The following is a 26,868-nucleotide window of genomic DNA, read 5'->3' on the forward strand; positions in this document are numbered from 1 at the left end:
ATGTGAAAAACCTTTCAGAGAAGCGGCTTAAACCGCTCTCGATATTCCTTGGGCGTGACGGAGTATTTTTTTGTAAAGTTACGAATAAACGTTGACTCGTCACCTAGCCCACACTTATTGGCGATTGCTTTGAGTGGCGAGTTTGACGTCACAAGTAAGTGGCAAGCCGTTTCTAGGCGAATCTGCTCGACCATTTTACTCGGCGTGCTACCTGTGACTTCACTATATTTACGTGCAAAAGTTCTTTCACTCATGTTCATAAAATTTGCTAGTGAAGATATCGATAAATCGCTATTAAGATTGCTATTTAGCCAAGCGTGAAGATCTGAGAATTGACTGCTTTTTGACTGTAACGTCAAAGATGAGCTGAACTGATCTTGATCTCCTGGCCGTTTTAAAAAAACAACCAGATGTCGTGCTACTTCGAGTGCAGCAGAATGCCCCAAGTCGGCTTCAACCATTGATAACGCCAAATCGATCCCGGAAGTAACACCCGCTGAAGTCCATAAGTCCCCGTCATTAATAAATATAGGGCCGCGCCTTACGTTTACAAATGGAAAGTCTGTTTCCAATTTGTCATAGGCAGACCAATGAGTAGTAACGTGTCGCCCGTTTAGTTTTCCAGCTCTCGCTAGCGCAAATACCCCCGTGCAAACGGAAACTAGACGCTTTGCATTTTCAGCATGTCTTACAAAATGTGTAAAAAACTTTGGATGATCACAAAATTTGTGGATGCCAGGCCCGCCTGGGACGATCAGCGTGTGCGCTCCCGGTGTTTCCGCTCCCAAAACCGCAGCGTTTAATGAGAAATTAGAGAAAATCTCAGTGGTTCCACTTAAAGAAAGGATCGATAAGGAGTAGGGGGGATGATCCGGGTCTGCAAAGTGGTTAGCCGCAATAAAAACATCCAAAGGGCCTGCTAAGTCGAGAAGGCTAACTTCGGGATAAGTCATGAACTGAACAGATCTTACAAGCATTTGTGTTACACCTTCCGGGAGAGCACCTTGTGGGTTCTGGTGATTTTGGCAGAAATCATCAATTTTTTGTCATGTTTTTAACTTATTTTCGTCTATCGTAACTTTAACCTAGAACGCTGCAGCATAGCCCAATCTCACCTAGGGATAAATTTAGTAACTTGAACATCCTTGTGCGATGTATTGGTAATTCGCACGGCCTAATTATTTTTTCGATTTGGAGATTGGTTTTATGTCGGGGCTTATGAAGAGCGCTATGGGGTTCGAAGTGAACATGGATGATGAATTTGCAGATAAGATTTGTAATATTCTTGGGCTGTTGGAGATTGGTTCTTCAGGTGTTGCAGGATGTGAGTTGAGGAAGGTCGCCGAATCGAATAGTTGGATAATCGAATTTTTTTGGCGCGACGAACAATCTATGCATGCTCATTTTCGATCATGTCAACTGCAAGAACTGATTAAGCTGTTGGCTTCTAGATCGCGTAAGATTGTATTCGAATGCGACAGTGAATGAGCCTAATACATATAGATTTCTCAGGCGATTAGTTACCAACCAGCTTTCTCTTAGTTAATCGGATTGCGGTGAGGAAGACGCGCATTCCTTGGAGCTGATGAGGCCTAATAGGCCTCAACAGAATTCCTCCTCAGAAGTCCAAAGTCACTCCGGTGTAAAGCGCACGGCCATCACCCGGGGAATGTAGGGATGCCTGGGCACCGTCCGGGTCATACCAAGCATATTCATAATAACGATTTGTAAGGTTTTTCAGCTGTAAGTCGACACTAACTGATCGTGTCACTTTGTATGTTGCGCCGAGGTTCATCAGCACGTAACCGCCATACGTCCCTTTTTTATTCTCCCGTTCTAGGTAGTAATTGGTCTGGCCGTTCATCCAGGCCGTCAGATGTAATGCTGGTGTCGCGTCGTAGCTGATTCCCGCGTTGTAGAGGTGATGCGGGATGTGGTCGATTTCCTGACCTTTGCTGTTAGGCAACGTGGCACTCGGCTGGAGTATTTTCGAATATTGCCAAGAGTAGGCCATCCAGATATTGGTGCGTTCGTTCGGATACAGGTTCATCTGCAAGTCGTAACCCCAGCGCCGTGTTTCACCAACATTATCGGATTCGCCGCTTGGGTCGTTCAGCCTTCGACTAACTTCCCCCGAGGCCTCTTGCTGCCAATAAGCAACGCGCCCGTCTACCCAGTCATCCGGCGTGAACTTGATTCCGGTTTCCCAGCCCTCGTTGATCGAGGGTGCCAGATCGGTATCCCGGGGAGGTATCTTGTAAGCCGCCGCCCCGGTGCCCACTTGAAAGGTACGTCCCCAGTTCGCATAGAAGCTGGCAACGTCCCAGGGAGAATAGACAACGCTGATCTTCGGCTGCTTGATCAGCCCGTAGTCGTTGATGTCGTAATCTGTGCCGGTCATTTCATTAGTGAAGTCGCCCTGGATCTTGTCGACCCTGTAGGCGGGTACGATCTTCAGAGACTCGAAAGGTTTGATCTCTGCCTGGACATAAGCGCCGTAGGTGTCGAAGTCGAACTGTTGGTCGCGGGTGGTAGCTAGACGTGTGCGGTCTCTAGTGCGATAGCGCTCACTTTTATTTTGCTGCTGCTGTACGTCTGCGCCTCCTTCCAAGGCGAAGTCGTAAAGCCAGCTGACTTGCGGTCGCCAGGTCACGGAGGTTAGCGCGCCATATTGCGTCTCGTAAGCGTCGCGTTCCTGTTGAGCGCTGGTGCTCCAGTATTGCGTCCAACGCCTGTCATCGAAGGTGTTGACGTAGGTCTTCGCTGACCAAGCGAGGTTATCAGCCAGGTCTGTATCAAAATGCAGACTGACTTGGTTCATGCGACGCGTACCCTTGTCAGTAGCGTTGAAGCTGTTGGTCATTTCCGGGTGATGACGTGCATCGTCTTCTCTTAGATAACCTGGCTCCTGAGCTTCAGTTTCGTAGTGACGAGCAATAAGGCCGATACGGTAGCTGTCATCGTCCGGCGTGTAGAACCATTTGCCAGACATTGAAAACTTGTCGGCTTCGGCATGATCCCGGTAGCCATCAGATTTTTGATAGGCGAAAAAGTAATTCTGAGTCCAGTTGCTGCTCTCAATTCCCTTGGCCAGCTGTGCTTCTTGGGTATTGAAGCTTCCATAACGCAGCCGCGCCTTGTTGTAGTCGCCACCTGTGCGGGTGAGCATGTTGACGTTGCCGGCAATGTTGTTCAGACCATAACGCGCATCGCTGGTGCCACGCACCACCTCAATGCTGTCCAGCTCCATGGGGAAAATCATGTCCATGAACGGCATATTGCCGTCGTTGCTGTTGCTCGGAATGCCGTCGATCAAAAGCTTTACGGCATTCACTTCGCCTTCACCGTTAAAGCCACGGAAGGAAATTTTCCCTGAGGTCGTGCCTTGGTTGAATTCAGTGAGCATGACACCCGGTGCGCGACTGAACAGTTCCCAGCTGTAATTTACTGGCATTTTTTCGAGGATGTCTCCTCCGAGAATATCCACCGAGCTGAGAACGTTGCTGGTACTCAAAGGGCCGCTTGCCGAGCCCTGAATGCTGACCGCACCTAGGGTCAGGGTTGAATTTTCGATTCTGCTGGCTTCAGCTAATGCCACTGACAGCGGGCTCAACGCGAGCACGCCTATTGAAAGCAGGGGCCAAAGGGGGCGGGACACAGACAATGCCTTTGCAGGGCGCAAAGTGGTTGAAGCAGGCATAGCACGCACTTCCTGATGATCAAGAAACTTTAAGGGCGTTCAGCGTCCATCGCAGGCCGCTAGAAGGATTTAAAGAGAGCAGCACCGCATGAGGTCAGCGGTGTTGTGATCAGGCGAAAGGGGATGCGCGTGGACTTAGGCTTGGCCAACGAACTCTCGGATGTAGCGTGGGCAACTCAGGATTTTCGAGGGCGGTATTGGGGGTGTACGGCGGTAGGTAGTGCCGGTAGTAGTTGGACGGTAACGCTGCAAGTCCCGCATGACCACAACAGCAGTCGCCGTGCTGCATGACAGGTTTCGATTGCGGCAGCTGCAGGGCATCAATTACTTTGCCGAGGTCTGCAGGAAGGGCGCTCAAGTTCCCACCTGAACAAAAACCACCCCAAAGCATCAGGCGCACGTCTGGTGCCTGTATCGCACGACTCATCGGCATAGCGAACAGATTGAGCAGGACAGCCAGACAGGCAATCCAGGGACGGATACGTTTCAACGAGCTCATAAATGAAATCGCCGCGAAGGGGCAACTATTTAGCCCGCTTTAAAGAGTGAAGTAAATTTTTCCTGGGTGCGCTATTTCGCCACAGGTCATATTGGATCGCAGGGAAGATCTCTGCGTCCAAACAAGACGCCTGCACCAACTGGTAAGCTCGCTCATCAACTTGTTGGATGATGGCTATGTCTCTACGCGCACTTCGAACACTGCTTGCTATTGCCCAACACGGTTCTTTCGTCAGAGCAGCGGACGCCGTTCATCTCACCCAGTCAGCGGTCAGCCTTCATGTTCGGTCGTTGGAGGAGGATTTCAACGCGCTCCTGTTTGACCGTTCACGACGGTTGCCGGTACTGACGGATGCGGGCCATATCGCCGTGGAGCGCGCGAGAGAAATTCTAGCCTTGTATGACGGCATCTCCTCTGAGCTTGGCGGCGACAGCGAGTTACGGGGCAGGCTTAGAATCGGCGCCATCCAAACAGCACTGGCAGGCGTTTTGCCCCTCGCACTGTCTGCATTGCGCGCCCTGCATCCGCACCTGCGCATCACTGTTGCGTCGGGCATGTCTGCTGAGTTGGCCACGCGCGTAGAAGCGGGCGAACTAGATGTTGCGATCACCACAGAGCCGGTGAAACCACACCCTTATGGCCTGGTGAGCACGGTGCTTTACGAGGAAGGTTTCTGGATCATCGCGCCTGTGTCACTCGCGCATGAGGACTTGCAGCTTCTTCTCAAAAGTCAGCCGTTTATTCGCTTTGATCGTCGTGCCTGGGCGGGTCGAACCATTGAGCGGGAGCTTCGCACTATGCGGATGCGGGTGCAGACCAGCATGGAGCTTGATAGCCAAGATGCGATTATCCAGATGGTTTCAAGCGGACTTGGAGTATCCATCATTCCTCTCGCTCAGCAACAAGTCGAAAGCCTGACCACACTCGCCTTTGAGCCGTTCGGCACGCCTCAAAAAACCAGGCGCGTTGTATTACTGGAGCGCGAAGAGCGTCCGCTTAGGCGATTGGCTTCAGCCCTGGCGAACGCCGTGAAAGCTTATTCTCCGCACACCGACCCATGAGTGATACTTGTTGTTTGCTGAATTTTAAATCGTTTTTATTTTAGAGTCCGACTTCTTATCGTGGTGCCCATCCAGACGCATTCTTGAGGGCGACATGAGCACTCCACCTACCGCAGACAATATCCTGCAGTCTCCTATCCTGATCATGGCAAAGCGAGCGGCGTTGATGCGAGCGCAGGGCAGGGATGTCATCGACCTGACATTGGGCGAGCCAGACTTCAACGCGCCGCCACACGTTCTTGAAGCTGCGCACGCTGCGCTCAGCGGTCGCCTGACCTACTCACCGTCTAACGGTATTGAACCACTTCGTCGCGCGATCCGAATGCGCATGAAAGAAATTCGAAACCTCGATTACGCCGATGATCAAGTGGCCGTCGGCTGTGGCGCCAAACAAATCATCTACAACGCTTTTCAAGCGACCCTCAAAAGTGGCGACGAGGTGATCGTGCCCGCGCCCTATTGGGCGAGTTATCCCGCCATGATCAAGATGTGCGGCGCGCGACCGCTGATTGTTTCGACTACAAGAGAACAAGGTTTTCGCCTCACTGCAGAGCATTTGGATGCAGCGCTTAGCCGGGCAACGTCGCCCAAGTGGCTCGTCTTGAATGCGCCGGGCAACCCGTCAGGAGCGCTCTACTCACGTGAGCAACTGTTGGCCATCGCCGAAGTGCTGCGTCGATATCCAGGGGTGATGGTGCTATCAGATGACATTTATTCAGAAATTCGTTACACGGATGATCCCTACCAAACGTTGGCGGCGGTGGCGCCTGATTTGAGAGACCGTATCCTGATCGTGGATGGCGTATCTAAAGTTTACGCAATGACCGGCTGGCGAGTGGGGTGGGGGTGTGGGCCAACGTCATTGATCACGACGATCAGCTCGGTTCAATCACAGAACTGTACTCAGACCAGCACCCTGAGCCAGTTGGCGGCGGTTTCCGCATTGACTGGGCCTCAAGCGTTGGTGGGCGAGCGAAATGCAATTTATCGACAGCGGCGTGATGCTGCTCTACACGTGTTGAGGGCCTGCGAAGCGATTGATATCGCTTGTCCGGAGGGTGCGTTTTACCTGCTGCCTCGTATCAAAACGATCAAGGATGATCAGGCTTTCGCGCTCACCATGCTCGAAGAAGGAGTAGCCACCGTTCCCGGTAGCGCTTTCGGGATGCCTGGGCATCTCAGGCTTTCATTCGCCACTGATGAGTCAATCCTGATTGCAGGATGTGAACGGTTAGTGCAGAAAATTAAGGCAAGTGTATGACCCTCTCTTTGTTGACGGCCTTGTTGCCCATCGCATTATTGATCGTGCTGGGCGTATGGCTCAAACGTCATCAATTTCTGGCGGATGACTTTTGGGCGCAGGCAGAGCGCTTGGCATATTACGTACTGCTTCCTTCTCTTTTTTTTCACGGACTCGCGACCGCCAAGCTTGATGGGGTGCCCTTTCAAAGCATGGTCTCGGTGCTCGTGTTGTCGACTGTTGTGGTATCGCTGATGCTGTTGGGCGCAAGAGCACTAATCACTCAGGACAATGCCGCATTTACTTCTGTTTTTCAGGGTGGCATACGCTTCAACAATTACGTCGGCGTTTCTGCAGCGGCGGGATTGTTTGGAGTGCAAGGCATAGCCCTGGCCGCCGTCGCGAACGCGGCGATAGTGCCAACAGTGAACATCCTGTGCGTGCTGGTATTCGCGAAGTACGGATCAGGCGGCAGGATGCCTTTGAGCAAAGTCCTCAAGCAATTGGCACTGAACCCCCTTGTATTAGCTTGCTGCGCAGGCGGATTGTTACAGGGTTTGGGCTTGGGACTACCAGTTGGTATTGAGCCGATGCTTAAGGCCTTGGGGCAAGCGTCACTACCGCTCGGTCTGCTCTGCGTGGGTGCCGCGCTTGAATTCGGGAGCATGAGGCAATGGCTTCGCCCGGTGGGCTACTCGTCGCTGGTCAAGTTTTTAATCATGCCACTGGTTACGCTTTGGGCTTGTCATCTGTTCGGGCTTGAAGGAAAGGCTGCCGTTGCAGCACTCCTGTTCCAAGCACTGCCCACTGCCTCATCCTCATACATCATGGCGCGACAGTTGGGTGGAGATGCGCCGCTTATGGCTGGGATCATTGCTTGCCAAACCCTTCTCGCAGGCGTCGCTCTTCCCATTGTCATAGTGGTAATGACCCAATGGATTGACTTCTAGGCATTTACGAAAAGCGTTCAACGATGCCGTCCTGATGCGGGATGTTTCGCGCACCACTTTTGAGCCGTATCCGTTTTTTTCTTCTATTACGCCGAGATTGTGGCAGTAGTACGAATTCAGATTCTATCTCGAGCTTGGAGTCATCCGGGTCGCCGAGGGGGCTTCAGGATCATGTCCGCGATAGGTCGATGCTGATCCGCCTCCAACCGCCTACGCCATCTCCCGAACTCAGCCACATGGCGCATATCGAGATTAAAGAGGTTGACTGTCCTCCTGACCTCTAGAGAAAAAACCTCCGATAACCCCTATTTACAGGCAATTCTAGCGTCTTCTAAATCCCCAGAAAGGAATCGATCAGATCAAAGGATGACTGATTGCCTAGGCCTGTCTGTACAAGTATGTATTTGCGCGCTAGAGTCGACCATGTGTCTCGACACGTTTGTCCGCAACCTGGGGGCTGTGTGTTCAGCGTAATGCCACACGCGCTCCATAACTGTACTCGTGCGCCCCAAGCGCTTCTGTTGGTTATTAGGAATAAAAACAATGAAAAAATCTATTTTGACCTTATCAGTATTGGCTCTGTGCGCGGCGGCTGGTATTGCCGTTGCCAAGGAGTACAAGGAGTTGCGCTTTGGAGTCGACCCATCCTATGCACCCTTCGAATCCAAGGCCGCCGACGGCAGCCTTGTGGGCTTTGATATTGATCTGGGTAACGCGATTTGCGCTGAACTGAAGGTCAAGTGCAAATGGGTAGAAAGTGATTTCGACGGGATGATTCCTGGCCTCAGGGCCAATAAATTCGACGGCGTGATTTCTGCCATGACCGTGACTTCTTCGCGGGAAAAAGTCATCGATTTCTCCAACGAATTGTTCTCGGTGCCAACATCCTTCGTCTTTAAGAAAGGCTCGGCCTTGAGCGAAGACATCACGACGCTGGCTGGCAAAACCGTTGGCTATGAACAAGGCACCACCGAGGAGGCCTACGCCAAGGCCGTGCTGAACAAGGCCGGGGTAAAAACCCAGGCCTACGCCAACCAGGATCAGGTTTATGCTGACCTGGTCACGGGTCGCCTCGATGCCTCGATTCAGAACATGCTGCAAGCTGAAATGGGTTTCCTGAAGTCCCCGCAAGGCGCTGACTTTGAAGTGAGCAAGCCAGTCCATCACGAACTGCTGCCAGCAAAAACGGCGATCGGTCTGCTCAAAGGCAATGCCGAGCTTAAAGCCCTAGTGAACAAAGGCATACAGGCGCTCCACGACGACGGCACCTACGTGGCCATCCAAAAGAAACACTTCGGTGATCAGAATATTTACAGCGGCAAATAACGACGCTGCGCCCATTCACGGATGGGCGTTTTCCTGATTGACGAAGGGCTTCCCCATGTTAGAAAACCTATTGCAGATGCTGGGGCTGTCGGGCTTCAGCCTCAAGGGCTTTGGCCCACTTTTGCTGCAAGGCACCTGGATGACGGTCAAGTTATCCTTCCTTTGCTTGCTGCTAAGCGTGATTTTCGGCCTGATCGGTGCCAGTGCCAAGCTTTCAACGTCGGCGCTGTTGCGCGTCCCTGCACAGGCCTACACCACGCTGATTCGTGGAGTGCCGGATCTGGTTCTGATGCTGCTGATCTTCTACAGCTTACAGACCTGGCTCACCCAGCTGACCTCAGCCTTAGGGTGGGATTACATCGAGATCAATCCATTCAGTGCCGGCGTGATCACGCTGGGCTTTATCTATGGTGCGTATTTCACTGAGACTTTCCGAGGCGCCATCCTCGCCGTGCCGCGTGGCCAGATGGAAGCGGCCACTGCTTACGGCCTTACCCGCGCGCAGCGTTTCCGCTACGTACTGTTCCCGCAGATGATGCGTTTTGCCTTACCGGGTATCGGCAACAACTGGATGGTCATCCTCAAAGCCACCGCGTTGGTCTCGATTATTGGGTTGGCCGACCTGGTGAAAGTGGCTCAAGACGCCGGCAAGACCACCTATCAACTGTTCTTTTTCCTGGTGCTGGCGGCCTTGATCTATCTGGTCATCACCACTGCATCGAACTACGTCTTGCGCCGGCTGGAAATCCTCTATGCCGCAGGCACCCGGGAGGCCGTGCGATGATCGAACTTCTGCAGGAATACTGGAAGCCTTTCCTCTACAGCGATGGCTATCACATCACCGGGTTAGCGATGACCCTGTGGCTACTAAGTGCTTCGCTTTTCCTGGGCTTTTTGATGGCACTCCCGCTGTCGATTGCCAGGGTCTCAAGCAACGTATGGGTGCGCTGGCCGGTACAGTTCTACACTTATCTGTTTCGCGGTACGCCACTGTATATACAGCTACTGATCTGCTACACCGGTATCTACAGCCTTGCAGCGGTGCGCGCGCAACCCATGCTCGACGCATTCTTCCGCGATGCAATCAACTGCACCATTCTTGCCTTCGCTTTGAGCACTTGCGCCTACACCACGGAAATTTTCGCCGGGGCGATCCGTAACATGAATCACGGCGAGGTCGAAGCGGCCAAGGCATTCGGACTGCGCGGCTGGAAGTTGTATGCCTACATCATCATGCCATCTGCGCTGCGCCGATCGCTGCCGAACTACAGCAACGAAGTCATACTGATGCTGCACTCGACCACAGTCGCGTTCACTGCGACTGTGCCGGACATTCTCAAGGTCGCCCGGGATGCCAATTCGGCAACGTTCCTGACATTCCAGTCGTTCGGTATCGCCGCCGCGATTTACCTCGCAGTCACTTTCTCTCTGGTTGGCCTGTTCCGTCTGGCTGAACGCCGCTGGCTGTCTTTCCTCGGCCCGGCTCATTAATTCAGGGTGTTTGAACATGTACAAATTGACCGTTGAAAACCTGCATAAAAGCTATGGCAGCCACGAAGTACTCAAAGGCGTTTCCCTAAACGCCAAGACCGGCGATGTGATTAGCCTGATTGGCGCCAGCGGGTCGGGCAAGAGCACCTTCTTGCGTTGTATCAACTTTTTGGAAACGCCCAACGACGGCGCCATGGGCCTGGATAACCAGCCGATTCGCATGATGCATGACCGCCACGGCATGCATGTGGCCGACGCTTCTGAACTGCAGCGGCTGCGCACACGGCTTGCGATGGTGTTCCAGCACTTCAACCTCTGGAGCCACATGACCGTGCTCGACAACATCACGATGGCTCCACGCCGCGTCCTGGGTATCAGCAAGAAAGATGCTGAGGAGCGTGCTCGGCGGTATCTGGACAAGGTAGGTTTGCCGTCTCGCGTTGCCGACCAGTATCCGGCTTTTCTCTCTGGCGGGCAGCAGCAGCGGGTCGCTATCGCTCGGGCTTTGGCCATGGAGCCTGAGATCATGTTGTTCGACGAGCCGACTTCGGCGCTTGATCCAGAATTGGTCGGCGAGGTGCTCAAGGTTATCCAGGGTCTGGCCGAAGAAGGTCGAACCATGATCATGGTGACTCATGAGATGAGCTTCGCGCGCAAGGTGTCGAGTCAGGTGTTGTTCCTCCACCAAGGACTCGTGGAAGAGCAGGGCTTACCTAAAGATGTCTTGGGTAACCCCAAGAGCGAGCGCCTGCAGCAGTTCCTTAGCGGCAACCTCAAGTAACCGCTATGCCTTCGAGCGACTCTTCGGTCGCTCATTAGCTCCAAATTACCTTGCCCTTCGTCAGTGACCATGCTCGAGTAAAATTCGCTTGATTATGGTTGTATATACATGATTATATTTATGCGTGACCTGTAGCGTTAAACCAATAAATAGGCTGAGAAAGTCATTTCGAGAGGATTACCGGTGAGCAAGCCATCCCATTTCCGTAATGTCGAAATCCGCGCCGCGCGTGGTAACACGCTGACCGCCAAAAGCTGGCTGACCGAAGCTCCACTGCGCATGTTAATGAACAACCTCGACCCGGAAGTGGCCGAGAACCCAAAAGAACTGGTGGTGTATGGTGGCATCGGTCGTGCGGCGCGTAATTGGGAATGCTACGACAAGATCGTCGAAAGCCTTACCAATCTAAACGACGACGAGACCCTGCTGGTGCAATCCGGCAAGCCGGTCGGCGTGTTCAAGACCCACAGCAGCGCCCCGCGCGTGCTGATCGCCAACTCCAACCTAGTGCCGCACTGGGCCACTTGGGAACACTTCAACGAACTCGACGCCAAAGGCCTGGCCATGTATGGCCAGATGACCGCCGGCAGCTGGATCTACATCGGCAGTCAGGGCATCGTCCAGGGCACCTACGAAACCTTCGTAGAAGCCGGTCGCCAGCATTACAACGATAATCTGAAGGGTCGTTGGGTGCTGACCGCAGGCCTCGGCGGTATGGGTGGCGCCCAGCCACTGGCGGCAACCCTGGCCGGCGCCTGCTCGCTGAATATCGAATGCCAGCAAGTCAGTATCGATTTCCGCCTGAACAGCCGTTACGTCGACGAGCAAGCCACAGACCTCGATGACGCACTGGCCCGCATCGCCAAATACACCAAAGAAGGCAAGGCTATCTCCATCGCCCTGCTGGGTAACGCGGCGGAAATCCTGCCTGAACTGGTCAAGCGCGGCGTACGCCCGGACATGGTCACCGACCAGACCAGCGCCCACGACCCACTAAACGGTTACCTCCCGGCCGGATGGACTTGGGAAGAGTATCGCGCTCGCGCCAAAACCGAGCCTACCGCTGTAGTGAAAGCCGCCAAGCAATCGATGGCCGTACACGTCAAAGCGATGCTTGAATTCCAGAAAATGGGCATTCCAACTTTCGACTACGGCAACAACATCCGTCAGATGGCTCAGGAAGAAGGCGTGGAAAACGCATTCGACTTCCCGGGCTTCGTACCGGCCTACATCCGTCCGCTGTTCTGCCGTGGCATCGGCCCGTTCCGCTGGGCTGCGCTGTCGGGTAACGCTGAAGACATCTACAAAACTGACGCCAAGGTCAAAGAGCTGATCCCGGACGACGCGCACCTGCATAACTGGCTGGACATGGCGCGCGAGCGCATCAGCTTCCAGGGCATGCCGGCACGAATCTGTTGGGTAGGGCTGGGTCTGCGCGCCAAGCTGGGCCTGGCATTCAACGAAATGGTGCGTAGCGGTGAGTTGTCGGCGCCGATCGTCATCGGTCGCGACCATTTGGACTCCGGTTCCGTGGCCAGCCCAAACCGCGAAACCGAATCAATGCAGGACGGTTCCGACGCCGTGTCCGACTGGCCACTGCTCAACGCACTGCTGAACACCGCGAGCGGCGCGACCTGGGTTTCCCTGCACCACGGCGGCGGCGTCGGCATGGGCTTCTCTCAGCACTCGGGCATGGTGATTGTCTGCGACGGTACCGACGAAGCGGCTGAGCGCATTGCACGCGTGCTGCACAACGACCCGGCGACCGGCGTGATGCGTCACGCCGACGCGGGTTACCAGATCGCAATAGATTGTGCCAAAGAACAAGGCTTGAACCTGCCAATGATCACCTCTGTTAAAGGAGCAAAAGCATGAACACACTCAACATCATCCCTGGCCAACTGAGCCTTGCCCAACTGCGCGACGTCTACCAGCATCCGATCAACATCTCCCTCGATGACAGTGCTTCGGCCCAGATTGAAGCCAGCGTTGCTTGCGTGGAACAAATCCTCGCCGAGAACCGCACCGCCTATGGGATCAATACCGGTTTCGGCCTGCTGGCCTCGACCCGCATCGCTACCGAAGACCTGGAGAACCTCCAGCGCTCACTGGTTCTGTCCCACGCTGCCGGTGTTGGCGAACCGATCAGTGACGCGCTGGTCAGGCTGGTCATGGTGCTCAAGGTCAATAGCTTGAGCCGTGGTTTCTCCGGCATCCGCCGCACCGTCATCGAAGCACTGATCGCTTTGATCAACGCCGAGGTTTATCCGCACATTCCGTTGAAAGGTTCGGTCGGTGCATCCGGCGACCTCGCACCCTTGGCCCACATGTCGCTGGTGCTGTTGGGTGAAGGCAAGGCTCGTTACAAGGGCGAATGGCTGGAAGCAACCGAGGCGCTGAAAGTCGCCGGCCTGACGCCACTGACACTGGCTGCCAAGGAAGGGCTGGCGTTGCTCAACGGCACGCAGGTATCCACCGCTTATGCACTGCGTGGTTTGTTCGAGGGCGAAGATCTGTTCGCTGGCGCACTGGCGATCGGTGCTCTGACTGTTGAAGCGGTTCTGGGGTCGCGCTCGCCGTTCGACGCACGCATCCACGCCGCGCGTGGCCAGAAAGGCCAGATCGACAGTGCTACCGCCTACCGAGACTTGCTCGGCGAGCGCAGTGAAGTCTCCGACTCCCACCAGAACTGCGGCAAGGTTCAGGATCCGTACTCCCTGCGTTGCCAGCCGCAAGTCATGGGCGCTTGCCTGACCCAGTTCCGTCAAGCTGCGGAGGTATTGGTCGTCGAAGCTAATGCCGTCTCCGATAACCCATTGGTCTTCGCTGTCGAAGGCGATGTGATCTCCGGTGGCAACTTCCACGCCGAGCCTGTGGCCATGGCTGCTGACAACATGGCATTGGCGATAGCGGAAATCGGCTCGCTAAGCGAACGGCGTATTTCCCTGATGATGGACAAGCACATGTCGCAATTGCCGCCATTCCTGGTGGCCAACGGCGGTGTGAACTCCGGCTTCATGATTTCCCAAGTTACCGCAGCGGCGCTGGCCAGTGAGAACAAGGCACTTGCGCATCCACATTCGGTGGATAGCCTGCCAACTTCCGCGAATCAGGAGGATCACGTGTCAATGGCTCCTGCAGCGGGCAAGCGTTTATGGGAAATGGCTGAAAACACTCGCGGCGTCCTCGCTGTTGAGTGGCTCGCTGCGTGTCAGGGCCTTGACTTGCGCGAAGGCTTGAAGACCTCGACGAAGCTGGAGCTTGCCCGCACCAGCCTGCGCAGCAAAGTGGCTTACTACGACAAAGATCGCTTCTTTGCGCCGGATATCAACGCAGCAAGCGAGCTGTTGGCTTCCCGGTGCTTGAACGAACTGGTGTTGCCAAAGTTGCTGCCTAGCTTGTAATCGGGGGGAAGGGGCGTTTGGCTCCTGTGTGAGCAAGCTGAATTGCTCGAGTCATCCCGCACGAGAGCTACAGTGTTTATGCAGTTTTTTTGCTCTACAGCTATCGGCGACAGGCAGTTGTCGTAGCTGTGGAGCTTTTTCACTTTTGTAGTGCAGGAAACTCACTGGTGAAATTCTGCGTCAAGAGGTTGTCCGGAAAGTAGAAGCAGCAATGGCATTTCGATCCCGGTTTATGATGGAACAGTTCATCAGATGCCTTCAGGCATCAACTGTCTCTATGCGCCCCGTTTACCGGCAGGCGACTGCCGAGTCGATAGCGTGAGGAGGGGTGAACCAAGCGCACGTAAGTCACAATTTTGCTTTGGCTCCAAGTGCGGCGGATAAGTGCTAAGCAAGGTTCGTTGGCGTCGATCTGCATATGTTTGCTTTCGTCAATGCTTGGGTGACAGGCTTCGACGATATGCTCCATTTCATCGGGTTTGACGACGCGCAACAGGTATTTGGCGGGTTGCAAGTGCTCCCCGAAGTCTTGCTTCAGAAATTCTGGCACCAGCTCGGGATTGACGTAACGATCCTCGAGTTGCACGGGCACGCCTTCTTCGCTGTGAACACAGACTAGATGAAAAACTGAAGAACCGGTGGTCAGGCCCAATGCGGAGGCCACCGGCATTGAGGCCGATTCGCGCCCCAAGTGCAGCACACGGCAGGTGTAACTGTGACCTCTGGCGAGGATTTCGTCGGCAATGTTCGTGATACGCAGCAAGTTTGATTGCGGTTTGCTTTCGGCTACGAACGTGCCAACGCCTGAAATCCTGACCAGATGACCTTCTTCGGTCAGTTCGCGTAAGGCCCGGTTGACGGTCATGCGCGAAATGCCCAGTTCTTGCACCAGTTGGTTTTCTGAAGAAATCAGGTCACCAGGTTTCCAAACGCCCGCGCGAAGTTGGTCTTGCACATAATCCTTTGCACGCCGGTAGAGCGCTTGTGGTGCATTTTTGATCATTAGTCAGTCCGTGTTTCAAGTGCGGCAAGGACGCTTGCCAGTGCTTGGAGGAAAAGGTCGTTATCCTCACAGCTTCCGACAGAGACGCGCAAGTACTCAGTGTATCCAACTTCGCGCCACGGTTTTATGATAACCCCTTCACGCAGCAGTGCTTGGTTGATTACTTCGGCCGGATAAGGCGTGCTAAAAAACAGGAAGTTGGCCAAGGACGGTGCGGTCGTAATGCCTTGCTCGTGCAGCGCTACTTCCAGCCGCTGGCGTTCGCTGGCGACATGGGATAGGCAGGCGTTTAGATGACCATCATCTGCCAGTGCCGCAATCGCTGCAGCTTGTGCCACGCTGTTGACGTTGAACGGGGTGCGCAGGCGGTTAATCAGATCTGCCAGCAGTGGATCGCTGACGATACCGTAGCCGATGCGCAAACCTGCCAGGGAATAAGCCTTGGAGAAAGTCCGCAGCAGGATAAACGGTTTGCCGCTGGCCTGAATCAAACCGAGGCAATCTGGGTACTCGGCCTCCCACTGCGCGTATTCGTAATAGGCCTCATCAAACACCAGCAGACACTTCGAGGGCAATGCGTCGAGCAGTTGCTGCAACTCGTCGGCGCTTAAGGTGCAGCCGACCGGATTTGACGGGCATGAAAACATCAGCACATGGGTGTGGGGGGTGAGTGCAGCGATCATTGCCGCTACATCGAAGGTGCCTCTGTCGGTCATGGGAACACCTACCACCCGGGCACCGGCTGCCATTGGGTATATGAAGTGCAACCCGAAAGATGGCACCACGGTAACTACTTCGTCATCGTGGTCTAAAAACACGCGGCTGATGACGCTCAGCAAATCTTCCGAGCCGTTGCCGAACACCAATTGATTCTCGGGTACGTCGAGCTTTTTCGAGAGTGCAGAGCGTAATGCCTGGCAGCCAGCATCGGGGTATAGCGCAATTTCGCTGCAAGCTCGAGCCGTTGCGGCGCTAACGGCGGGTGCTGTGCCCATCGGGTTTTCGTTGCTGCCTAGTTTGGCGACGCGAGTCAGGCCGAAACGCTTGCGCACAGCATCCGAGGCGAGGCCGGCGTTGTAACTGGCCAATTCGCGCACTTCTGCGCGGGCAAGCAGGTTCAAGTCATTGGCATTCATACAGGGTTAACCTCATTAGTGTCTTGCTGGTAGGCATTACGATCTAGGCAGTTCTGCAAGAGTTGCTGCAGACGCGGCTATTCGGCGTTATGGCTGATCTCGTACGGCTGGTCGTTGAATGGGGCTGAGCGGTATCAGTACATTCATGAGTAACATCCTTGGGGAGCAGGATGATCACGCAGCAGACATCTGTATGTGCCTGTATATACCGGTAAGGCAAGATGCAGGCCAATATGTCTGAGCTGCTTTTGATTCCGCAGTTCAGGCTTGTTTCTAGCGAAGTTGACCAGGCTGATGATCGCTACTTTTTAGCCTTATGTAACCGCTGGTTGCGCTTGGAGTGTTACCCATGATGCCTGGTGGGAAAAAACGAAACCTTTAGTGTCGGGGCACCTAAAGCGTTCTAATCGCGAGAGGAGGGTAAGTCGCTCTACCTTAGGCTTATGGCGCATTTTTTGATCGAGCGGCATGATAAATGCTTAATCTTGTATATACATGATTGGTGTTTCAGGCTAAAACACATGTTTCACCCCTCCTGAACCTATTAAGCAACGAGTCGACATGATCTCAAGCCGCTGTTCGCTCCTGATCTATGTGTCCGGTGTCCGCGAGGGGGAACACGTGCTCAAGCGTATGCATGACTCAATGGCCTACCGTAAAAACCGCTGAAGTCGAATCGATGATTCACAACCGGTGCTCGTTGATGGGCGCCTCCTTGAATTACCCAAGAGAGAACTGCCATGACCGTTAGTAATCTGCCCTTTTCCAAAGTCCGCCACAGCCAGGGCCTGGTTTTTTTGTCTGGCGAATTGCCTTTTGGTGAGGACGGTAGCTTTCCTGAAGGTATCGAAGCGCAAACACGTTTGACCTTGATGCGTATTGCCCAGACGCTGGAAGCCGAATCGCTGTCGCTGGACGATGTTGTCAGCGTTACCGTGTACCTGACCGACCGGAGTAATTTCGCCGAATTCAATCGGGCTTATGCATCATTCTTCACGGCCAACCTGCCAGTGCGCGCGACCGTCTGCGCCGGCCTTGTGGTCGATGCATTGGTCGAGATCAGTGTCATCGCGCAACAGCGTGCTTGATTCGGAGGCAGCGTGAACGAAAAACAAGTGGTGGTACTGGGTGCCGGCATTGTCGGCGTATGCACGGCGTTGCATTTGCAACGCCGTGGCTGCGCGGTGACGCTGGTGGACAAAGGTTTGCCGGGGCGTGAAACGTCGTTCGGCAACGCAGGCATCATTCAGCGTGAGGCCATTGAGCCTTATGCGTTCCCGAGGGATCTTGCCAGCCTGATAAACGTGGCAGCCAAGCGTGACATTGGCGTCAATTACCATTTGCGCGCGATGCCTGAATACGTGCCTGCCTTGGTCAGGTATTGGGCCAACTCCGCGCCTAGGCATTACCAGGCCATTGCAGATGCCTTTCGCACGCTGATTGAGCACTCGATCAGCGAGCATTCGGAGTTGATTGATCAAAGCGGTTCGCAAAACCTGATCGTGCGCAAAGGGTGGATCCAGGCTTTTCGTAGCCCACAGCAATTCGATGAGGCGGTGGAGCGCGCGGTACGCGTGAGTGCACACGGCGTGTTGTCTGAGCATCTGGACGGTGTCGCGCTCAGAACGGCGGAACCAGCGTTGAGCGATGCATTGGTGGGGGGCATTCATTGGCTGCAACCCTGGACGTGCATTGAGCCGGGTGAGTTGGTGCAGCGTTATGCCGATCTGTTCGTTCGTGAAGGTGGGGATATTTTGCGTGGCGATGCGCGATCGTTGCGTCAGTCGGGAGCCGGTTGGAGCGTAGACACCGATTCTGGATCAGTCGGCGCGTCGCAGGTGGTCGTGGCGTTGGGCCCTTGGGCTCACGAACTGCTTGGCGAGTTGGGCTACCGCATTCCGTTGTTCGTTAAGCGTGGTTACCACGCTCACTTTGCCGATGGCGCGACATTGAGCCGCCCGGTGCTGGATACCGAACAAGGCTACATGCTGGCGCCGATGAAGCGCGGTATTCGCCTGTCAACGGGGGCGGAATTCGCCAGCTTGAGTGCACCTCCAACACCGGTGCAACTGGGCAAGGCCGAGCGGGCCGCACGGCAGGTATTAGCCTTAGGCCCCCAGGTGGAGCGCACGCCTTGGAGCGGCGCCAGACCCTGCACTGTAGACATGAAGCCGGTGATCGGCGCGGCGCCCTTGCATAAAGGGCTCTGGTTCAATTTCGGCCACGCCCATCAAGGATTTACGCTAGGCCCGGTCAGCGGTCGACTGCTCGCAGAAGTGATGATGGGCGAGGCGCCTGTGGTCGATCCGGCACCCTTTGCTCCCGGACGTTTCTGAGCTGAGCAGCAGTGCATGAACTTTCTCGCCCATCTCCGTCGGACTGGTTGTCGGAGACGGCGTTAGCTTCGACGACTAACACTTCGGCGGTTTGACGGAACTGGGTCAGACACGCTCCCATGACTTGCGGCTGGCAACGCAGGGAGTACGGATCCTGAACCTTGCCGCAGTTCTGGTGCGAATCAGAAACTTCACTGCGTTCGCCCAGCAAGTCACGGTAAGCGCTAGCGGTGTCGATCTGGCTTTTTTGTCCACGAGCGGCATGGATGCGAGCGTCGAACGGCGAGCGCGAGCCCAAGACTGCTTCAACTGTCAAACCACCAATGACCAGTGCGCCAGCGAACAGATCTTCGCCCTCGAACAAACCACGCAATGCGTATGCGGTAGACACCTGTGTGCCATTGAATTTGCCGCCATCGCCTGCCTTCCGGTGATTCTGGTTGCGGTGCTTGTCGTATTGAACTTGCGGAGCGCGGCACAGGCCAATTTCCTGGATAGCAGCGGTCGTGAAATTCGCCAGATCGATAACGGTATGAAGCAGTTCTTTGAAAGCATCCGCCAAAACGTCGAATACCTGGCCAAGGATCCTCGAATCGCCACCGTCAAGGGATTGAAAAACTATACCGCGGCCAATGCTGAGCAAACGCCTGTGACCGAAGCGGATCAGCGACTCCAGGCTATTTTCGATAGATTTGCCGAGACCCATCCGACCACTGCGTCTATTTCCCTGGGGCTCAAAGACGGCGGCTTTGCCGGTTGGCCCGACGACCCGAAAATGGCCAGCTACGACCCCCGAGTACGTCCTTGGTACAAGACCGCCGTGGCGGCCGCGCCAGGCTCAACCGTGCGCACGAGCGCTTACTATTGGGCACCGGATGACATGGTGCTGGTCAGCACGGTTCGCGCTTTCGCCGACCCCAGCGGCAACCCTGTGGGTGTCGTCGGCGTGGACGTCTCGCTCAAGCAACTGACTGAACTGGTTAAAACCATCAAGCTGGGCGACAGCGGGTACCTGATGATGGTCGAAGCCAACGGCAACGTTCTGGTCGATCCGGCGAATGCCAAAAATAGTTTCAAGCCCCTAGCCGATCTGGGCCCCGGCTATACCGAGCTGGCAAAGAGTGGCGATGGCGTGACCCAGGTTGAGATCGATGGCGTGCCCTACATGGTCAATGTGGTCAGTTCTGAAAGCCTGGGCTGGCGCTTCATCGGGCTGATCAAACGCGACGAAGTCATGGCTCAGGCCACCAATCTGACAGGGTTGACTGACTTTAGTGTAATTCCAGGTTAATACCCTTTTGAAAGGTCTCCGTAGCTTAGCTCTATTTCGCCGGCGCTCTCCCAATCCGCTAGTTCTGGGTGCGCTCCATCGTAATAGAGGTAGTTATTTTGCCACCCCAAGTCCCCATACCAAGCGTTAACCCGTGTGACCAATTCGTCGAGAACTTCAATTAAGACGTCGTCGACCATTTTTTGGGCGTTTCGCTCATATGGGTACCGCGCGGCAGTGAAGATGTGCCGGTATGTCTCGATTACGCCCTCATACTGATCAATGCGAAGCTGCTGCCGAATTTGAGCAGGTACCGAATGAAACAAGGTCAACAGGTCATGCTTGTCAGGATTTTTGCGGTCACTTGGAACCTTGTTAAGGTTTTGCAAATGACCATGTGCGGTCTTGAGGGCCGCATTGTCCAATTCGTAGGTTTCGTTAATCTGGCCAAGGTTTCCACTGGGCTTGGAGCAAAAGCTTTTCAGGATGATTTCTATACCGATGGCAGCGTTTATCTGCGCCACATCGACCATGTCAAAGCCTCTTTGCATATGTTGAGCGGCCTTCAAGTAGCGATAGGCTGTTTCGACCATCCAGGCCGTTGAATGCTGCTGCGTCATTGTTGCTCCTTCGAAAGTCTGTCTGTGCAGGCCTGATATTTCCTTGAATTCAGACGCGTGCTTAATCAAGTTGCCCTTACCTGTATAAAGCTGCCCCAAAGGCATTCGATGAATTAGCGTGCAAACGGAACGTCACGTGGGTTTCTCGCTTGCGCTTCCTTCAGTCATTCCGAGATTTGGGCGATGCCCCAGAATTTTGGTTTGTCCGAATTTTGTATGCGATGAAGGCCGTCACTCCGTAAATACACCAGTAAACGGGCGCTGCCGCTAAGCTGGATAGAAAACATAAAGCAGCGCAGACGATGAGCATGATGATGTAGAGGTTAAAAAGCGGTCGATCGTCTCTTTTTCGGATGTGATTGAGACCCATGCAGACCCCTATCATGTAGAGAGTAGTAGCGAAACTCTAAATCCTGAAGGTGACCGAAATTGCCCTATCACCTCTGCCATGATCCTGTTGAAAGAAGATCGGGCCAAGCAGCCAGAAAATGCAGATCGACAGTGCAACTGTCCCCAGTAGCCCCCATCCGAAATAGGTTTTCGCAAAACTGTATTGTCCTTTGCAAAGGCGGCTTTGCAGAAAAGGATAGGTCAGGAGCGCGAGTAAGATTGGCACGAGAAAGGACATCGAAACGTTCCGTCGTTGTATGGAGTGATGTTTTGATTGATTGAAACCTGTACCAGCTTTACTACCTGCAACAACTGATGATCCGAGGAAAACTATCAATTTCAATAGTATCACATAGCCATCAAGCCATCGCCGCCAGCAGCTCGAAAAGTGGTGGGAGGGTAGGTTAGCGGCGCTCATTCTGCTGACGAGGGAGTACAATTAAGCTAATAAATCGACCCATCGGCAAACACTCCGGAGTACCGATCCAAAATGAAGCAGGCGCTTTTACGCCTCCCCAAAAACTACCTTGGTCGTGACTTTGTAGTCGGTGATATCCACTTCAAAACCACCGAGCTCCACAAGGGGCTTCGTGCGCTCGGCTTTGACAGTGCGATTGATCGGGTCATCGCTGTCGGTGATCTGATCGACCGTGGGCCCGGGATGCTGGATGGCCTAAAGCTGCTCGGCGAACCTTGGTTCTTTTGTGTCCAAGGCAATCACGAGCAGATGCTGATAAACGCTTACCGTGAAAACCCACAAGCACGTTACAGCTCCCACGGCGCGGGATGGTGGGCAACGATCGCCGATGAGTCGAAAGGAATGGTGATCGAGAAGCTGGAACAGCTTCCCACCGCCATAGAAATTCAGTCCGCACGTGGCCTGGTCGGTGTCGTTCACGCCGACGTGCCGGCAGGGATTTCTTGGCAAGAGTTCGTTGGGAGCCTAGACAATACTCAGATCGAAGAGATCGCGCTGTGGGGCAGGGAACGGATCATCAAGCATTATCGTGACGGCGTTCCAGGCATCTGGAGAGTTTGCTCGGGACATACGTGGATTCCGAAACCGCTGAGATTGGGGAATTTTCTCGCGCTTGACTGCACGGGAGGAGGGGACGGCCCTTTGGCAATCTACTGTGTCCAAGAAGACGCTATCTATGTTGATGGGCGTCCTGTGTCGCTTGATAGCGCGGAGAGCATTTCAGAGCAGCTGCAAGAGCTCGAGAATGTCATCAGTCAGCTCAAGACAGAAGTGAATGGCAACAGATTGATTGAGTCGCAGAGCCTTAGCCGAAAGGCTGAAGCGTTGGCCAAGCATGCAAACTCATCGTGGATCATCATGAGAGATGAGGACGCTGAATCTGAGAAGCTCATTAACGCGTTGCACGGGCTTAGCTTACTTACTGGCGAGCGCAGAGGTGCCAAGCTTGATGAGCTGAAGGCAAGGTACAGTGGAACGCAGGCGGAGCAGCTGCTTCAGCGGCTTTTCGGCGCCTGATTTACTGCTCTAGACTTCACAAAATGGTTCTTCAAGACGCTTTCGCCACACAAACCGAAAATATATTTTCCCCGCCCCCTTGAAAGTAAAATTTCAAACCGGAGGCCTTATATTTGAAAACAAACAAAAAGCGACGTTCTCCAAAAATCCCCCTTTTTTTCGGCCTGCCTTGAGCTGTGGGGCAATCGACCCGATTGCCTTGATGTTGCTCTATGGGTTTGCGCTCCTTGTGCTTTTCATCTTTTGGCTTCTGATTTCCGGTTTCTCTGCGTTGGAATGCTTGATGGAGGGCGGCGAAGCCAGTGTTGTGTATGCTGATCGCACCTTTGCGACGTCAGTCGCGGCTACTTTTTGATTCCAAAAGACATCAATTTTTGTCGAAAAAAACCGGCCATGTGCCATCTCCAATGTGTAAGTGATGATCCCGCTTTTCAAAGCGACTTAGTTCGCCGACGTCTCAAAGACTTTAGCCCAGTCGCGACTCGCTAGTTCCGAGCAAACATTGGGCGCACCCCCGAAGCATCGTTGGCAAACCTTCAGCATTTCTACCTCAGTACGGTATTGAATGGGATCACCGTATTCGTCGACCAAAACGCCTTTGGCACCAATCAGCAATGCGTGCCCCGCGACTACGTCATGGGCTGACACCGGATATAGAGACAGTCCGCAAACTCCATCCCCAGCAGCGACCTTAGCCAGTCTGTACGCAATCGATGGCATGGGGTAAAAACCTGCCGGCGCACAGAGCTCGCGATTGGTCTGCGATTTGTTGCCAGCAGCAGCGCTCACCATCACCATGCACTCCTTCGAAAGCACCTGTTTCGAAAGGTCGACATAGATCGGGGCTCCATTCCTAACCAAGTGATCCATACCTGCGGCCCAGCTGATGCTATCTGCCTTCCCATCCGGAGTTAATGGCGCATGCACCACACCCAAGACAGGTTGAAGGTCATGAAGTAGTCCTACCGAGACAGCCGAGCCCGACAGTCCCTTCAGAAAATCACTTGTACCGTCATTCGGGTCAACTACCCAGCAGAAGGAGTTGCCGGAAAGTACGTGGCCGGTCTCTTCACCCCACCAATCGCATTGCAAAATTTTTAGCAACTTCTCACGGAGAAATACCTCAATTTCGACGTCGATTTCAGCTTTATCACCGTAACCCCTACGGCCTTCCGGACGTACACATTCCTCTGCCAATAACAAACCCGCCCGCTCCACAACTTCGATCACCTGGGGAAGAATCTGCTGCAGTTGTTTATTGATCATGGCGACCTGACGAGCTAACGGGCGGAGGAGTGAAGGGTGATGCCTTGTCCCTAAACAAATAGACAAAGCTCCTACCATCTTACAGGAGCTGCGAACCAAGCCATCGACTGAGACGATCACCTTGAACGTTTTCCAGTTTGTTGATGGCACCTTTGAGCATTCCGACCATGGCATCTAAATCATGATCGTCCGGAAACCATTCTGACAGCTCGACGTTGCAAAACTCTGAACGGCCTAGCCCCCACTTGAGAACCATATCTCCGGTCGCGCGGAAGTGATCGGCCATATAGATCTGGTGATCGGTCTTCCACCCCCTCCGCTCTAGTTCATCGGTGGCGTTCAAGATGCCCGTGTCACCAAAGCAAAATGCCGTGTCGGGGTAGTGGATACCAGCAAGCGACACCTTCGCCTCACCGACCTCGCTGTTCCAATATGCTAGGTAGTGCCATCCACCCGAAGTGATGTGAGGCCTCGGGAAATTTATGGCTGCCTTGCCGGTGATGAAGTGCTCGTAGGTAACCCTACTAAGGTCAAGATCGAAATTACGCATTACTCGACCTCTTGGATTTTCCAAAGTAGGCCACGACCGCAGCCGTGTCTGCCGTCTGATTAGATGGCAATGAAAAGCGTCTATTCAGCGAAACAAAATTCAACTTGCTGGGAGTTCGTCACTGAGCGATGACTTTGGGGCTTTCGAGAGCGAGGTCGCGCTGGCAACTCGTCACACGACGAAATCGCCAGATTTTTGAGAACTCCCTCATGGCCTAGGCTCGCCAATTCCTCTTGGGTGCGACGCAGCAAAGCGTCAACGGACTCTCCCGACTCAGCGCACAGAGTAATGGCGACCAGGGTCATAGGACTTACTCTGAGCGGGCCGCTCAAAGCCATTATCATCTCCAGCGTGGGGCTTGACTGGGCGCGCTCTAGTTTCGAAACGTATGTTCGACTGCTGACTTCCGCAAGATTTTTCTGGGTCAATCCTTTGCCCGCGCGCATCGCTTTTAGCACGGCAGCAAAAGCAATTTTGAGCGTCATAAACACGTTCCTGATTAGCCAGTCCCTTTTAGCGTGGTTACGCTGTATGAGCCATTTTAGCCATGTGAAGCCAATCACGGTATGGGGATTGGAGTGGCTTCACTCACCAGACTAGGTTGGGATTTTCGCGCCGCCTCTCTAGCGTCTCGCAGTCTTTGCTCAGCGTACATCGCTGAGTCATCCTCAGGCAGCGGGTAGCCGGCCGCTGATAGCGCCTTTGCTCGCTCTTCGATCAGCACCCGCTCAGGATCCCGAGCGGATTGGTAAGTCCTCTCTTTTACCCAATGAGTTTCATCCATTTGCGACTCCTCAGAGGTTGAGTTGAAAACAGAGCAAGTTTTATCAAAGATAGGCTAAGAGAAGTATCAAATTCTTCGGGGCCGTGACACCAAAAATCAGCTGGGAGTGTGGTGGCAAGCGGAGCGCGCAGGCCGAGAGGCCGAGGCGCGAGAATGGAAGCCCTACGGGCCAAGACGCCGCCCTGGCGGGGGGCTTGGTTTACGACAGCCGTCCCCGGCAGGGGCGCGCACCAAAACTAATGTCAATCAATCGCCGATCCACTGCTGCATTCGGATCGTAAGACATAGCGCTCCCAACGAGGCTTGATTGCAGTACCGGTACATACCAACATCAGGGCTTCAGCTTCCTAGTTTGGAGGACTTATGAGTCGTGATGACAAAGACACGGTGTACTGCAATGTTCAAATGCCGATGGCCAAGGGGAGGGAGCTTTCTCGGTTAGTAGGGGAGCTTAGAAAGTCAGGTGCTCATCCCGAGCTAGACTCAGTCTTTGAAGAAATACAGCACGAGCTGAGCTCGTCAATCGAGTTCGTGGAAGAGCAACTCTCCGGCGCAGGCGGATTTGGCCGGCGGTCACACTGAAATAGCTCAGCCACGAAGCCCGCGACCTTAAAAAGAGGTCAGGTGTCCGCATTAAGGAGGAGAACCTAATGTCTAGCGGTGCTGTTGATCAGAATCTGCGTGAGCGAGAGAAGATCAGGAGGAAAGCTTTGTGGGCGCTATCTGATCTTCTGCCAGGCGATCCCAAGGCCACTCCAGTCGTGTCTATGCTCGACGAAATCGCACGCCAGGATGAAGCCGACAGATTGCTGAGAGATGTAGCGAAAGTAGAGGATCTTCGCGACCTTGTCGTTACCGAACCTAGCTCGAGCGGCGTTCAAATTGTTCGTGAAGGGAGCATTCCGGAACCGTGGCGAGAGCGATTCCTCCAAGCGAGCATCGGATCGACTCGGGTTGAAACAGGCCCTTTCCTTGATGATTTTGAAAAATTTATTAATCTTTGGAAGCAGGAAAATCAGTGCTTAGAAGCGTACCGATTAGCTATCGGCAAAAAAATCTAGGAAAGCATCTCAAGTTTCTCGAAACGCATCCGTTTGTATTCACAAGAGCAAATATATAAGGCGTTTCCATGAAGCTTCATGCGACCTCAAAAGCATCTTCTGATTTTCGTCTTTGTAGAGAGTTCGAATGCTGGCGCGGACTAGATTTTGACGAGAAATACACATGCGCAATCGAAGTGCTACCGTCGGCGCGGATCATGATCGAGCTAGACATCGTGAAGCTCAGTGTCACTCCTGACGTCGCACAAGAGATTTCATCATGCCTGAGAGAAGCACTGGCTACTGGTGGTGAGGCAGGTGATCAAGCCGTAGGCGAAAATCGTCCGACTGGATTGTTCAAGGTTCGCAGATTGATTGGAATACGCGGCCATCAATACTCGGCTTCTAGCGAGATTGCGTTTGAAGAGTAATCGTCCGAGCAACACATCTTCCTGATGCCATCGGTTAAGGCGATGGTGTCCACCTAAATTTAAGTGGACACCATTTTTAGCCTTTTTAAGCGGAC

General features: G+C 54.0%; 24 protein-coding genes and 2 pseudogenes. 15 read left to right on the forward strand and 11 right to left on the reverse strand.

Annotated elements, in window-relative coordinates; all coding sequences use genetic code 11:
• Positions 1–14 precede the first annotated feature (14 nt).
• From PspCFBP13509_RS09565 to PspCFBP13509_RS09580, 3 genes are all read right to left on the reverse strand, one after another.
• Positions 15–953, reverse strand: a complete 939-nt coding sequence (locus PspCFBP13509_RS09565; protein ID WP_224265958.1) for a GlxA family transcriptional regulator — start codon at positions 951–953, stop codon at positions 15–17.
• A gap of 665 nt (positions 954–1,618) precedes the next feature.
• Entirely contained in the window at positions 1,619–3,700 is a 2,082-nt protein-coding gene (locus PspCFBP13509_RS09575; RefSeq protein WP_122461176.1) for a TonB-dependent receptor, read from the reverse strand.
• 109 nt (positions 3,701–3,809) lie between these two features.
• Entirely contained in the window at positions 3,810–4,199 is a 390-nt protein-coding gene (locus tag PspCFBP13509_RS09580) for a DUF2946 domain-containing protein (protein ID WP_122461174.1), read from the reverse strand.
• 176 nt (positions 4,200–4,375) lie between these two features.
• Between PspCFBP13509_RS09580 and PspCFBP13509_RS09585 the strand changes: the two genes are divergently transcribed.
• The 9 genes from PspCFBP13509_RS09585 (at position 4,376) to hutH (ending at position 14,452) form a co-directional block, all read left to right on the forward strand.
• Positions 4,376–5,260: a LysR family transcriptional regulator gene (locus tag PspCFBP13509_RS09585; protein ID WP_122461172.1), complete on the forward strand. Its 885-nt coding sequence runs from the start codon at positions 4,376–4,378 to the stop codon at positions 5,258–5,260.
• 94 nt (positions 5,261–5,354) lie between these two features.
• Positions 5,355–6,521 (forward strand): pyridoxal phosphate-dependent aminotransferase, encoded by a 1,167-nt coding sequence (locus PspCFBP13509_RS09590; RefSeq protein WP_137211962.1) that lies wholly within the window; start codon positions 5,355–5,357, stop codon positions 6,519–6,521.
• Complete coding sequence (locus tag PspCFBP13509_RS09595; protein ID WP_137211963.1) at positions 6,518–7,450, forward strand: AEC family transporter; 933 nt, start codon at positions 6,518–6,520, stop codon at positions 7,448–7,450. Before PspCFBP13509_RS09590 ends, PspCFBP13509_RS09595 begins: the two co-directional genes overlap by 4 nt.
• Before the next feature lie 543 nt (positions 7,451–7,993).
• Positions 7,994–8,776: a transporter substrate-binding domain-containing protein gene (locus PspCFBP13509_RS09600; RefSeq protein ID WP_101220338.1), complete on the forward strand. Its 783-nt coding sequence runs from the start codon at positions 7,994–7,996 to the stop codon at positions 8,774–8,776.
• 55 nt (positions 8,777–8,831) lie between these two features.
• Positions 8,832–9,560, forward strand: a complete 729-nt coding sequence (locus PspCFBP13509_RS09605; RefSeq protein ID WP_137201185.1) for an ABC transporter permease — start codon at positions 8,832–8,834, stop codon at positions 9,558–9,560.
• Positions 9,557–10,267 (forward strand): ABC transporter permease, encoded by a 711-nt coding sequence (locus PspCFBP13509_RS09610; protein ID WP_068933319.1) that lies wholly within the window; start codon positions 9,557–9,559, stop codon positions 10,265–10,267. Before PspCFBP13509_RS09605 ends, PspCFBP13509_RS09610 begins: the two co-directional genes overlap by 4 nt.
• A gap of 16 nt (positions 10,268–10,283) precedes the next feature.
• Positions 10,284–11,048 carry an ABC transporter ATP-binding protein gene (locus tag PspCFBP13509_RS09615; protein ID WP_137201186.1) on the forward strand — a complete coding sequence of 255 codons (765 nt, stop codon included), beginning with the start codon at positions 10,284–10,286 and terminating at the stop codon, positions 11,046–11,048.
• A 183-nt stretch (positions 11,049–11,231) separates the two neighbouring features.
• Positions 11,232–12,923: a urocanate hydratase gene (hutU, locus tag PspCFBP13509_RS09620; RefSeq protein WP_137201187.1), complete on the forward strand. Its 1,692-nt coding sequence runs from the start codon at positions 11,232–11,234 to the stop codon at positions 12,921–12,923.
• Entirely contained in the window at positions 12,920–14,452 is a 1,533-nt protein-coding gene (gene hutH, locus PspCFBP13509_RS09625) for a histidine ammonia-lyase (RefSeq protein WP_137201188.1), read from the forward strand. The genes hutU and hutH overlap by 4 nt, the downstream gene beginning before the upstream one ends.
• 265 nt (positions 14,453–14,717) lie before the next feature.
• Here the strand turns inward: hutH and hutC are convergent, their stop codons facing one another.
• A complete protein-coding gene (gene hutC, locus PspCFBP13509_RS09630; RefSeq protein ID WP_137201189.1) occupies positions 14,718–15,455 on the reverse strand; it encodes a histidine utilization repressor in 738 nt (245 codons plus the stop codon).
• Positions 15,455–16,591, reverse strand: coding sequence for a histidinol-phosphate transaminase (gene hisC, locus PspCFBP13509_RS09635; RefSeq protein WP_137201190.1), 1,137 nt, complete (start codon positions 16,589–16,591; stop codon positions 15,455–15,457). Before hisC ends, hutC begins: the two co-directional genes overlap by 1 nt.
• A 740-nt stretch (positions 16,592–17,331) precedes the next feature.
• On the opposite strand from hisC, the gene PspCFBP13509_RS09640 reads away from it, so the two are divergent.
• The gene (locus tag PspCFBP13509_RS09640; RefSeq protein WP_137201191.1) at positions 17,332–17,679 is read left to right on the forward strand and encodes a RidA family protein; all 348 of its coding nucleotides are present in this window, start codon (positions 17,332–17,334) and stop codon (positions 17,677–17,679) included.
• Between the two features lie 12 nt (positions 17,680–17,691).
• Positions 17,692–18,927, forward strand: coding sequence for an NAD(P)/FAD-dependent oxidoreductase (locus PspCFBP13509_RS09645; RefSeq protein ID WP_137201192.1), 1,236 nt, complete (start codon positions 17,692–17,694; stop codon positions 18,925–18,927).
• A gap of 46 nt (positions 18,928–18,973) precedes the next feature.
• On the opposite strand, the pseudogene PspCFBP13509_RS09650 reads toward PspCFBP13509_RS09645, so the two are convergent.
• Positions 18,974–19,330 (reverse strand): annotated as a pseudogene (locus tag PspCFBP13509_RS09650) (aromatic amino acid lyase); the annotation flags it as partial.
• Between PspCFBP13509_RS09650 and PspCFBP13509_RS09655 the strand changes: the two are divergent.
• A pseudogene (locus tag PspCFBP13509_RS09655) lies at positions 19,319–20,191 on the forward strand (cache domain-containing protein); the annotation flags it as partial. The pseudogenes PspCFBP13509_RS09650 and PspCFBP13509_RS09655 sit on opposite strands and share 12 nt — an antisense overlap.
• A gap of 23 nt (positions 20,192–20,214) precedes the next feature.
• On the opposite strand, the gene PspCFBP13509_RS09660 reads toward PspCFBP13509_RS09655, so the two are convergent.
• On the reverse strand, positions 20,215–20,817 hold the full coding sequence (locus tag PspCFBP13509_RS09660) for a hypothetical protein (RefSeq protein ID WP_241669118.1): 603 nt from the start codon (positions 20,815–20,817) through the stop codon (positions 20,215–20,217).
• A gap of 880 nt (positions 20,818–21,697) precedes the next feature.
• Between PspCFBP13509_RS09660 and PspCFBP13509_RS09665 the strand changes: the two genes are divergently transcribed.
• Positions 21,698–22,702 carry a metallophosphoesterase gene (locus PspCFBP13509_RS09665; protein ID WP_137211965.1) on the forward strand — a complete coding sequence of 335 codons (1,005 nt, stop codon included), beginning with the start codon at positions 21,698–21,700 and terminating at the stop codon, positions 22,700–22,702.
• A gap of 441 nt (positions 22,703–23,143) precedes the next feature.
• Here the strand turns inward: PspCFBP13509_RS09665 and PspCFBP13509_RS09670 are convergent, their stop codons facing one another.
• The 3 genes from PspCFBP13509_RS09670 to PspCFBP13509_RS09680 all read right to left on the reverse strand — a co-directional run bounded on the left by PspCFBP13509_RS09670 (position 23,144) and on the right by PspCFBP13509_RS09680 (position 25,003).
• Positions 23,144–23,968, reverse strand: a complete 825-nt coding sequence (locus tag PspCFBP13509_RS09670) for an inositol monophosphatase family protein (RefSeq protein ID WP_137201198.1) — start codon at positions 23,966–23,968, stop codon at positions 23,144–23,146.
• Positions 23,969–24,047: 79 nt separating this feature from the next.
• Complete coding sequence (locus PspCFBP13509_RS09675) at positions 24,048–24,518, reverse strand: hypothetical protein (RefSeq protein WP_137201199.1); 471 nt, start codon at positions 24,516–24,518, stop codon at positions 24,048–24,050.
• Between the two features lie 80 nt (positions 24,519–24,598).
• A complete protein-coding gene (locus PspCFBP13509_RS09680; protein WP_137201200.1) occupies positions 24,599–25,003 on the reverse strand; it encodes a helix-turn-helix domain-containing protein in 405 nt (134 codons plus the stop codon).
• A gap of 662 nt (positions 25,004–25,665) precedes the next feature.
• Between PspCFBP13509_RS09680 and PspCFBP13509_RS31720 the strand changes: the two genes are divergently transcribed.
• Together PspCFBP13509_RS31720 and PspCFBP13509_RS09695 are read left to right on the forward strand one after the other, a co-directional pair.
• Positions 25,666–25,884: a hypothetical protein gene (locus tag PspCFBP13509_RS31720; RefSeq protein WP_137201201.1), complete on the forward strand. Its 219-nt coding sequence runs from the start codon at positions 25,666–25,668 to the stop codon at positions 25,882–25,884.
• A 68-nt stretch (positions 25,885–25,952) separates the two neighbouring features.
• Entirely contained in the window at positions 25,953–26,363 is a 411-nt protein-coding gene (locus PspCFBP13509_RS09695) for a hypothetical protein (RefSeq protein WP_137201202.1), read from the forward strand.
• Positions 26,364–26,620: 257 nt separating this feature from the next.
• Here PspCFBP13509_RS09695 and PspCFBP13509_RS31585 read toward each other — a convergent pair.
• On the reverse strand, positions 26,621–26,868 hold a 248-nt coding region (locus tag PspCFBP13509_RS31585), incomplete at its 5' end, for a hypothetical protein (protein ID WP_206752356.1).

The organism is Pseudomonas sp. CFBP13509 (assembly GCF_005233485.1).
Lineage (GTDB): Bacteria > Pseudomonadota > Gammaproteobacteria > Pseudomonadales > Pseudomonadaceae > Aquipseudomonas > Aquipseudomonas marginalis.

What these genes read in the sequence shown, in the direction of transcription:
- PspCFBP13509_RS09565 (WP_224265958.1), bottom strand. Translation starts at nt 953, where the DNA reads ATGACTTATCCCGAAGTTAGCCTTCTCGACTTAGCAGGCCCTTTGGAT.
- PspCFBP13509_RS09590 (WP_137211962.1), top strand. Translation starts at nt 5,355, where the DNA reads ATGAGCACTCCACCTACCGCAGACAATATCCTGCAGTCTCCTATCCTG.
- PspCFBP13509_RS09575 (WP_122461176.1), bottom strand. Translation starts at nt 3,700, where the DNA reads ATGCCTGCTTCAACCACTTTGCGCCCTGCAAAGGCATTGTCTGTGTCC.
- PspCFBP13509_RS09675 (WP_137201199.1), bottom strand. Translation starts at nt 24,518, where the DNA reads ATGCGTAATTTCGATCTTGACCTTAGTAGGGTTACCTACGAGCACTTC.
- hisC (WP_137201190.1), bottom strand. Translation starts at nt 16,591, where the DNA reads ATGAATGCCAATGACTTGAACCTGCTTGCCCGCGCAGAAGTGCGCGAA.
- PspCFBP13509_RS09580 (WP_122461174.1), bottom strand. Translation starts at nt 4,199, where the DNA reads ATGAGCTCGTTGAAACGTATCCGTCCCTGGATTGCCTGTCTGGCTGTC.
- PspCFBP13509_RS09670 (WP_137201198.1), bottom strand. Translation starts at nt 23,968, where the DNA reads ATGATCAATAAACAACTGCAGCAGATTCTTCCCCAGGTGATCGAAGTT.
- PspCFBP13509_RS09615 (WP_137201186.1), top strand. Translation starts at nt 10,284, where the DNA reads ATGTACAAATTGACCGTTGAAAACCTGCATAAAAGCTATGGCAGCCAC.
- PspCFBP13509_RS09600 (WP_101220338.1), top strand. Translation starts at nt 7,994, where the DNA reads ATGAAAAAATCTATTTTGACCTTATCAGTATTGGCTCTGTGCGCGGCG.
- PspCFBP13509_RS09595 (WP_137211963.1), top strand. Translation starts at nt 6,518, where the DNA reads ATGACCCTCTCTTTGTTGACGGCCTTGTTGCCCATCGCATTATTGATC.
- PspCFBP13509_RS09610 (WP_068933319.1), top strand. Translation starts at nt 9,557, where the DNA reads ATGATCGAACTTCTGCAGGAATACTGGAAGCCTTTCCTCTACAGCGAT.
- PspCFBP13509_RS09585 (WP_122461172.1), top strand. Translation starts at nt 4,376, where the DNA reads ATGTCTCTACGCGCACTTCGAACACTGCTTGCTATTGCCCAACACGGT.
- PspCFBP13509_RS09665 (WP_137211965.1), top strand. Translation starts at nt 21,698, where the DNA reads ATGAAGCAGGCGCTTTTACGCCTCCCCAAAAACTACCTTGGTCGTGAC.
- PspCFBP13509_RS09605 (WP_137201185.1), top strand. Translation starts at nt 8,832, where the DNA reads ATGTTAGAAAACCTATTGCAGATGCTGGGGCTGTCGGGCTTCAGCCTC.
- PspCFBP13509_RS09680 (WP_137201200.1), bottom strand. Translation starts at nt 25,003, where the DNA reads ATGACGCTCAAAATTGCTTTTGCTGCCGTGCTAAAAGCGATGCGCGCG.
- PspCFBP13509_RS09695 (WP_137201202.1), top strand. Translation starts at nt 25,953, where the DNA reads ATGTCTAGCGGTGCTGTTGATCAGAATCTGCGTGAGCGAGAGAAGATC.
- PspCFBP13509_RS09660 (WP_241669118.1), bottom strand. Translation starts at nt 20,817, where the DNA reads ATGACGCAGCAGCATTCAACGGCCTGGATGGTCGAAACAGCCTATCGC.
- hutC (WP_137201189.1), bottom strand. Translation starts at nt 15,455, where the DNA reads ATGATCAAAAATGCACCACAAGCGCTCTACCGGCGTGCAAAGGATTAT.
- PspCFBP13509_RS31720 (WP_137201201.1), top strand. Translation starts at nt 25,666, where the DNA reads ATGAGTCGTGATGACAAAGACACGGTGTACTGCAATGTTCAAATGCCG.
- hutH (WP_137201188.1), top strand. Translation starts at nt 12,920, where the DNA reads ATGAACACACTCAACATCATCCCTGGCCAACTGAGCCTTGCCCAACTG.
- PspCFBP13509_RS09640 (WP_137201191.1), top strand. Translation starts at nt 17,332, where the DNA reads ATGACCGTTAGTAATCTGCCCTTTTCCAAAGTCCGCCACAGCCAGGGC.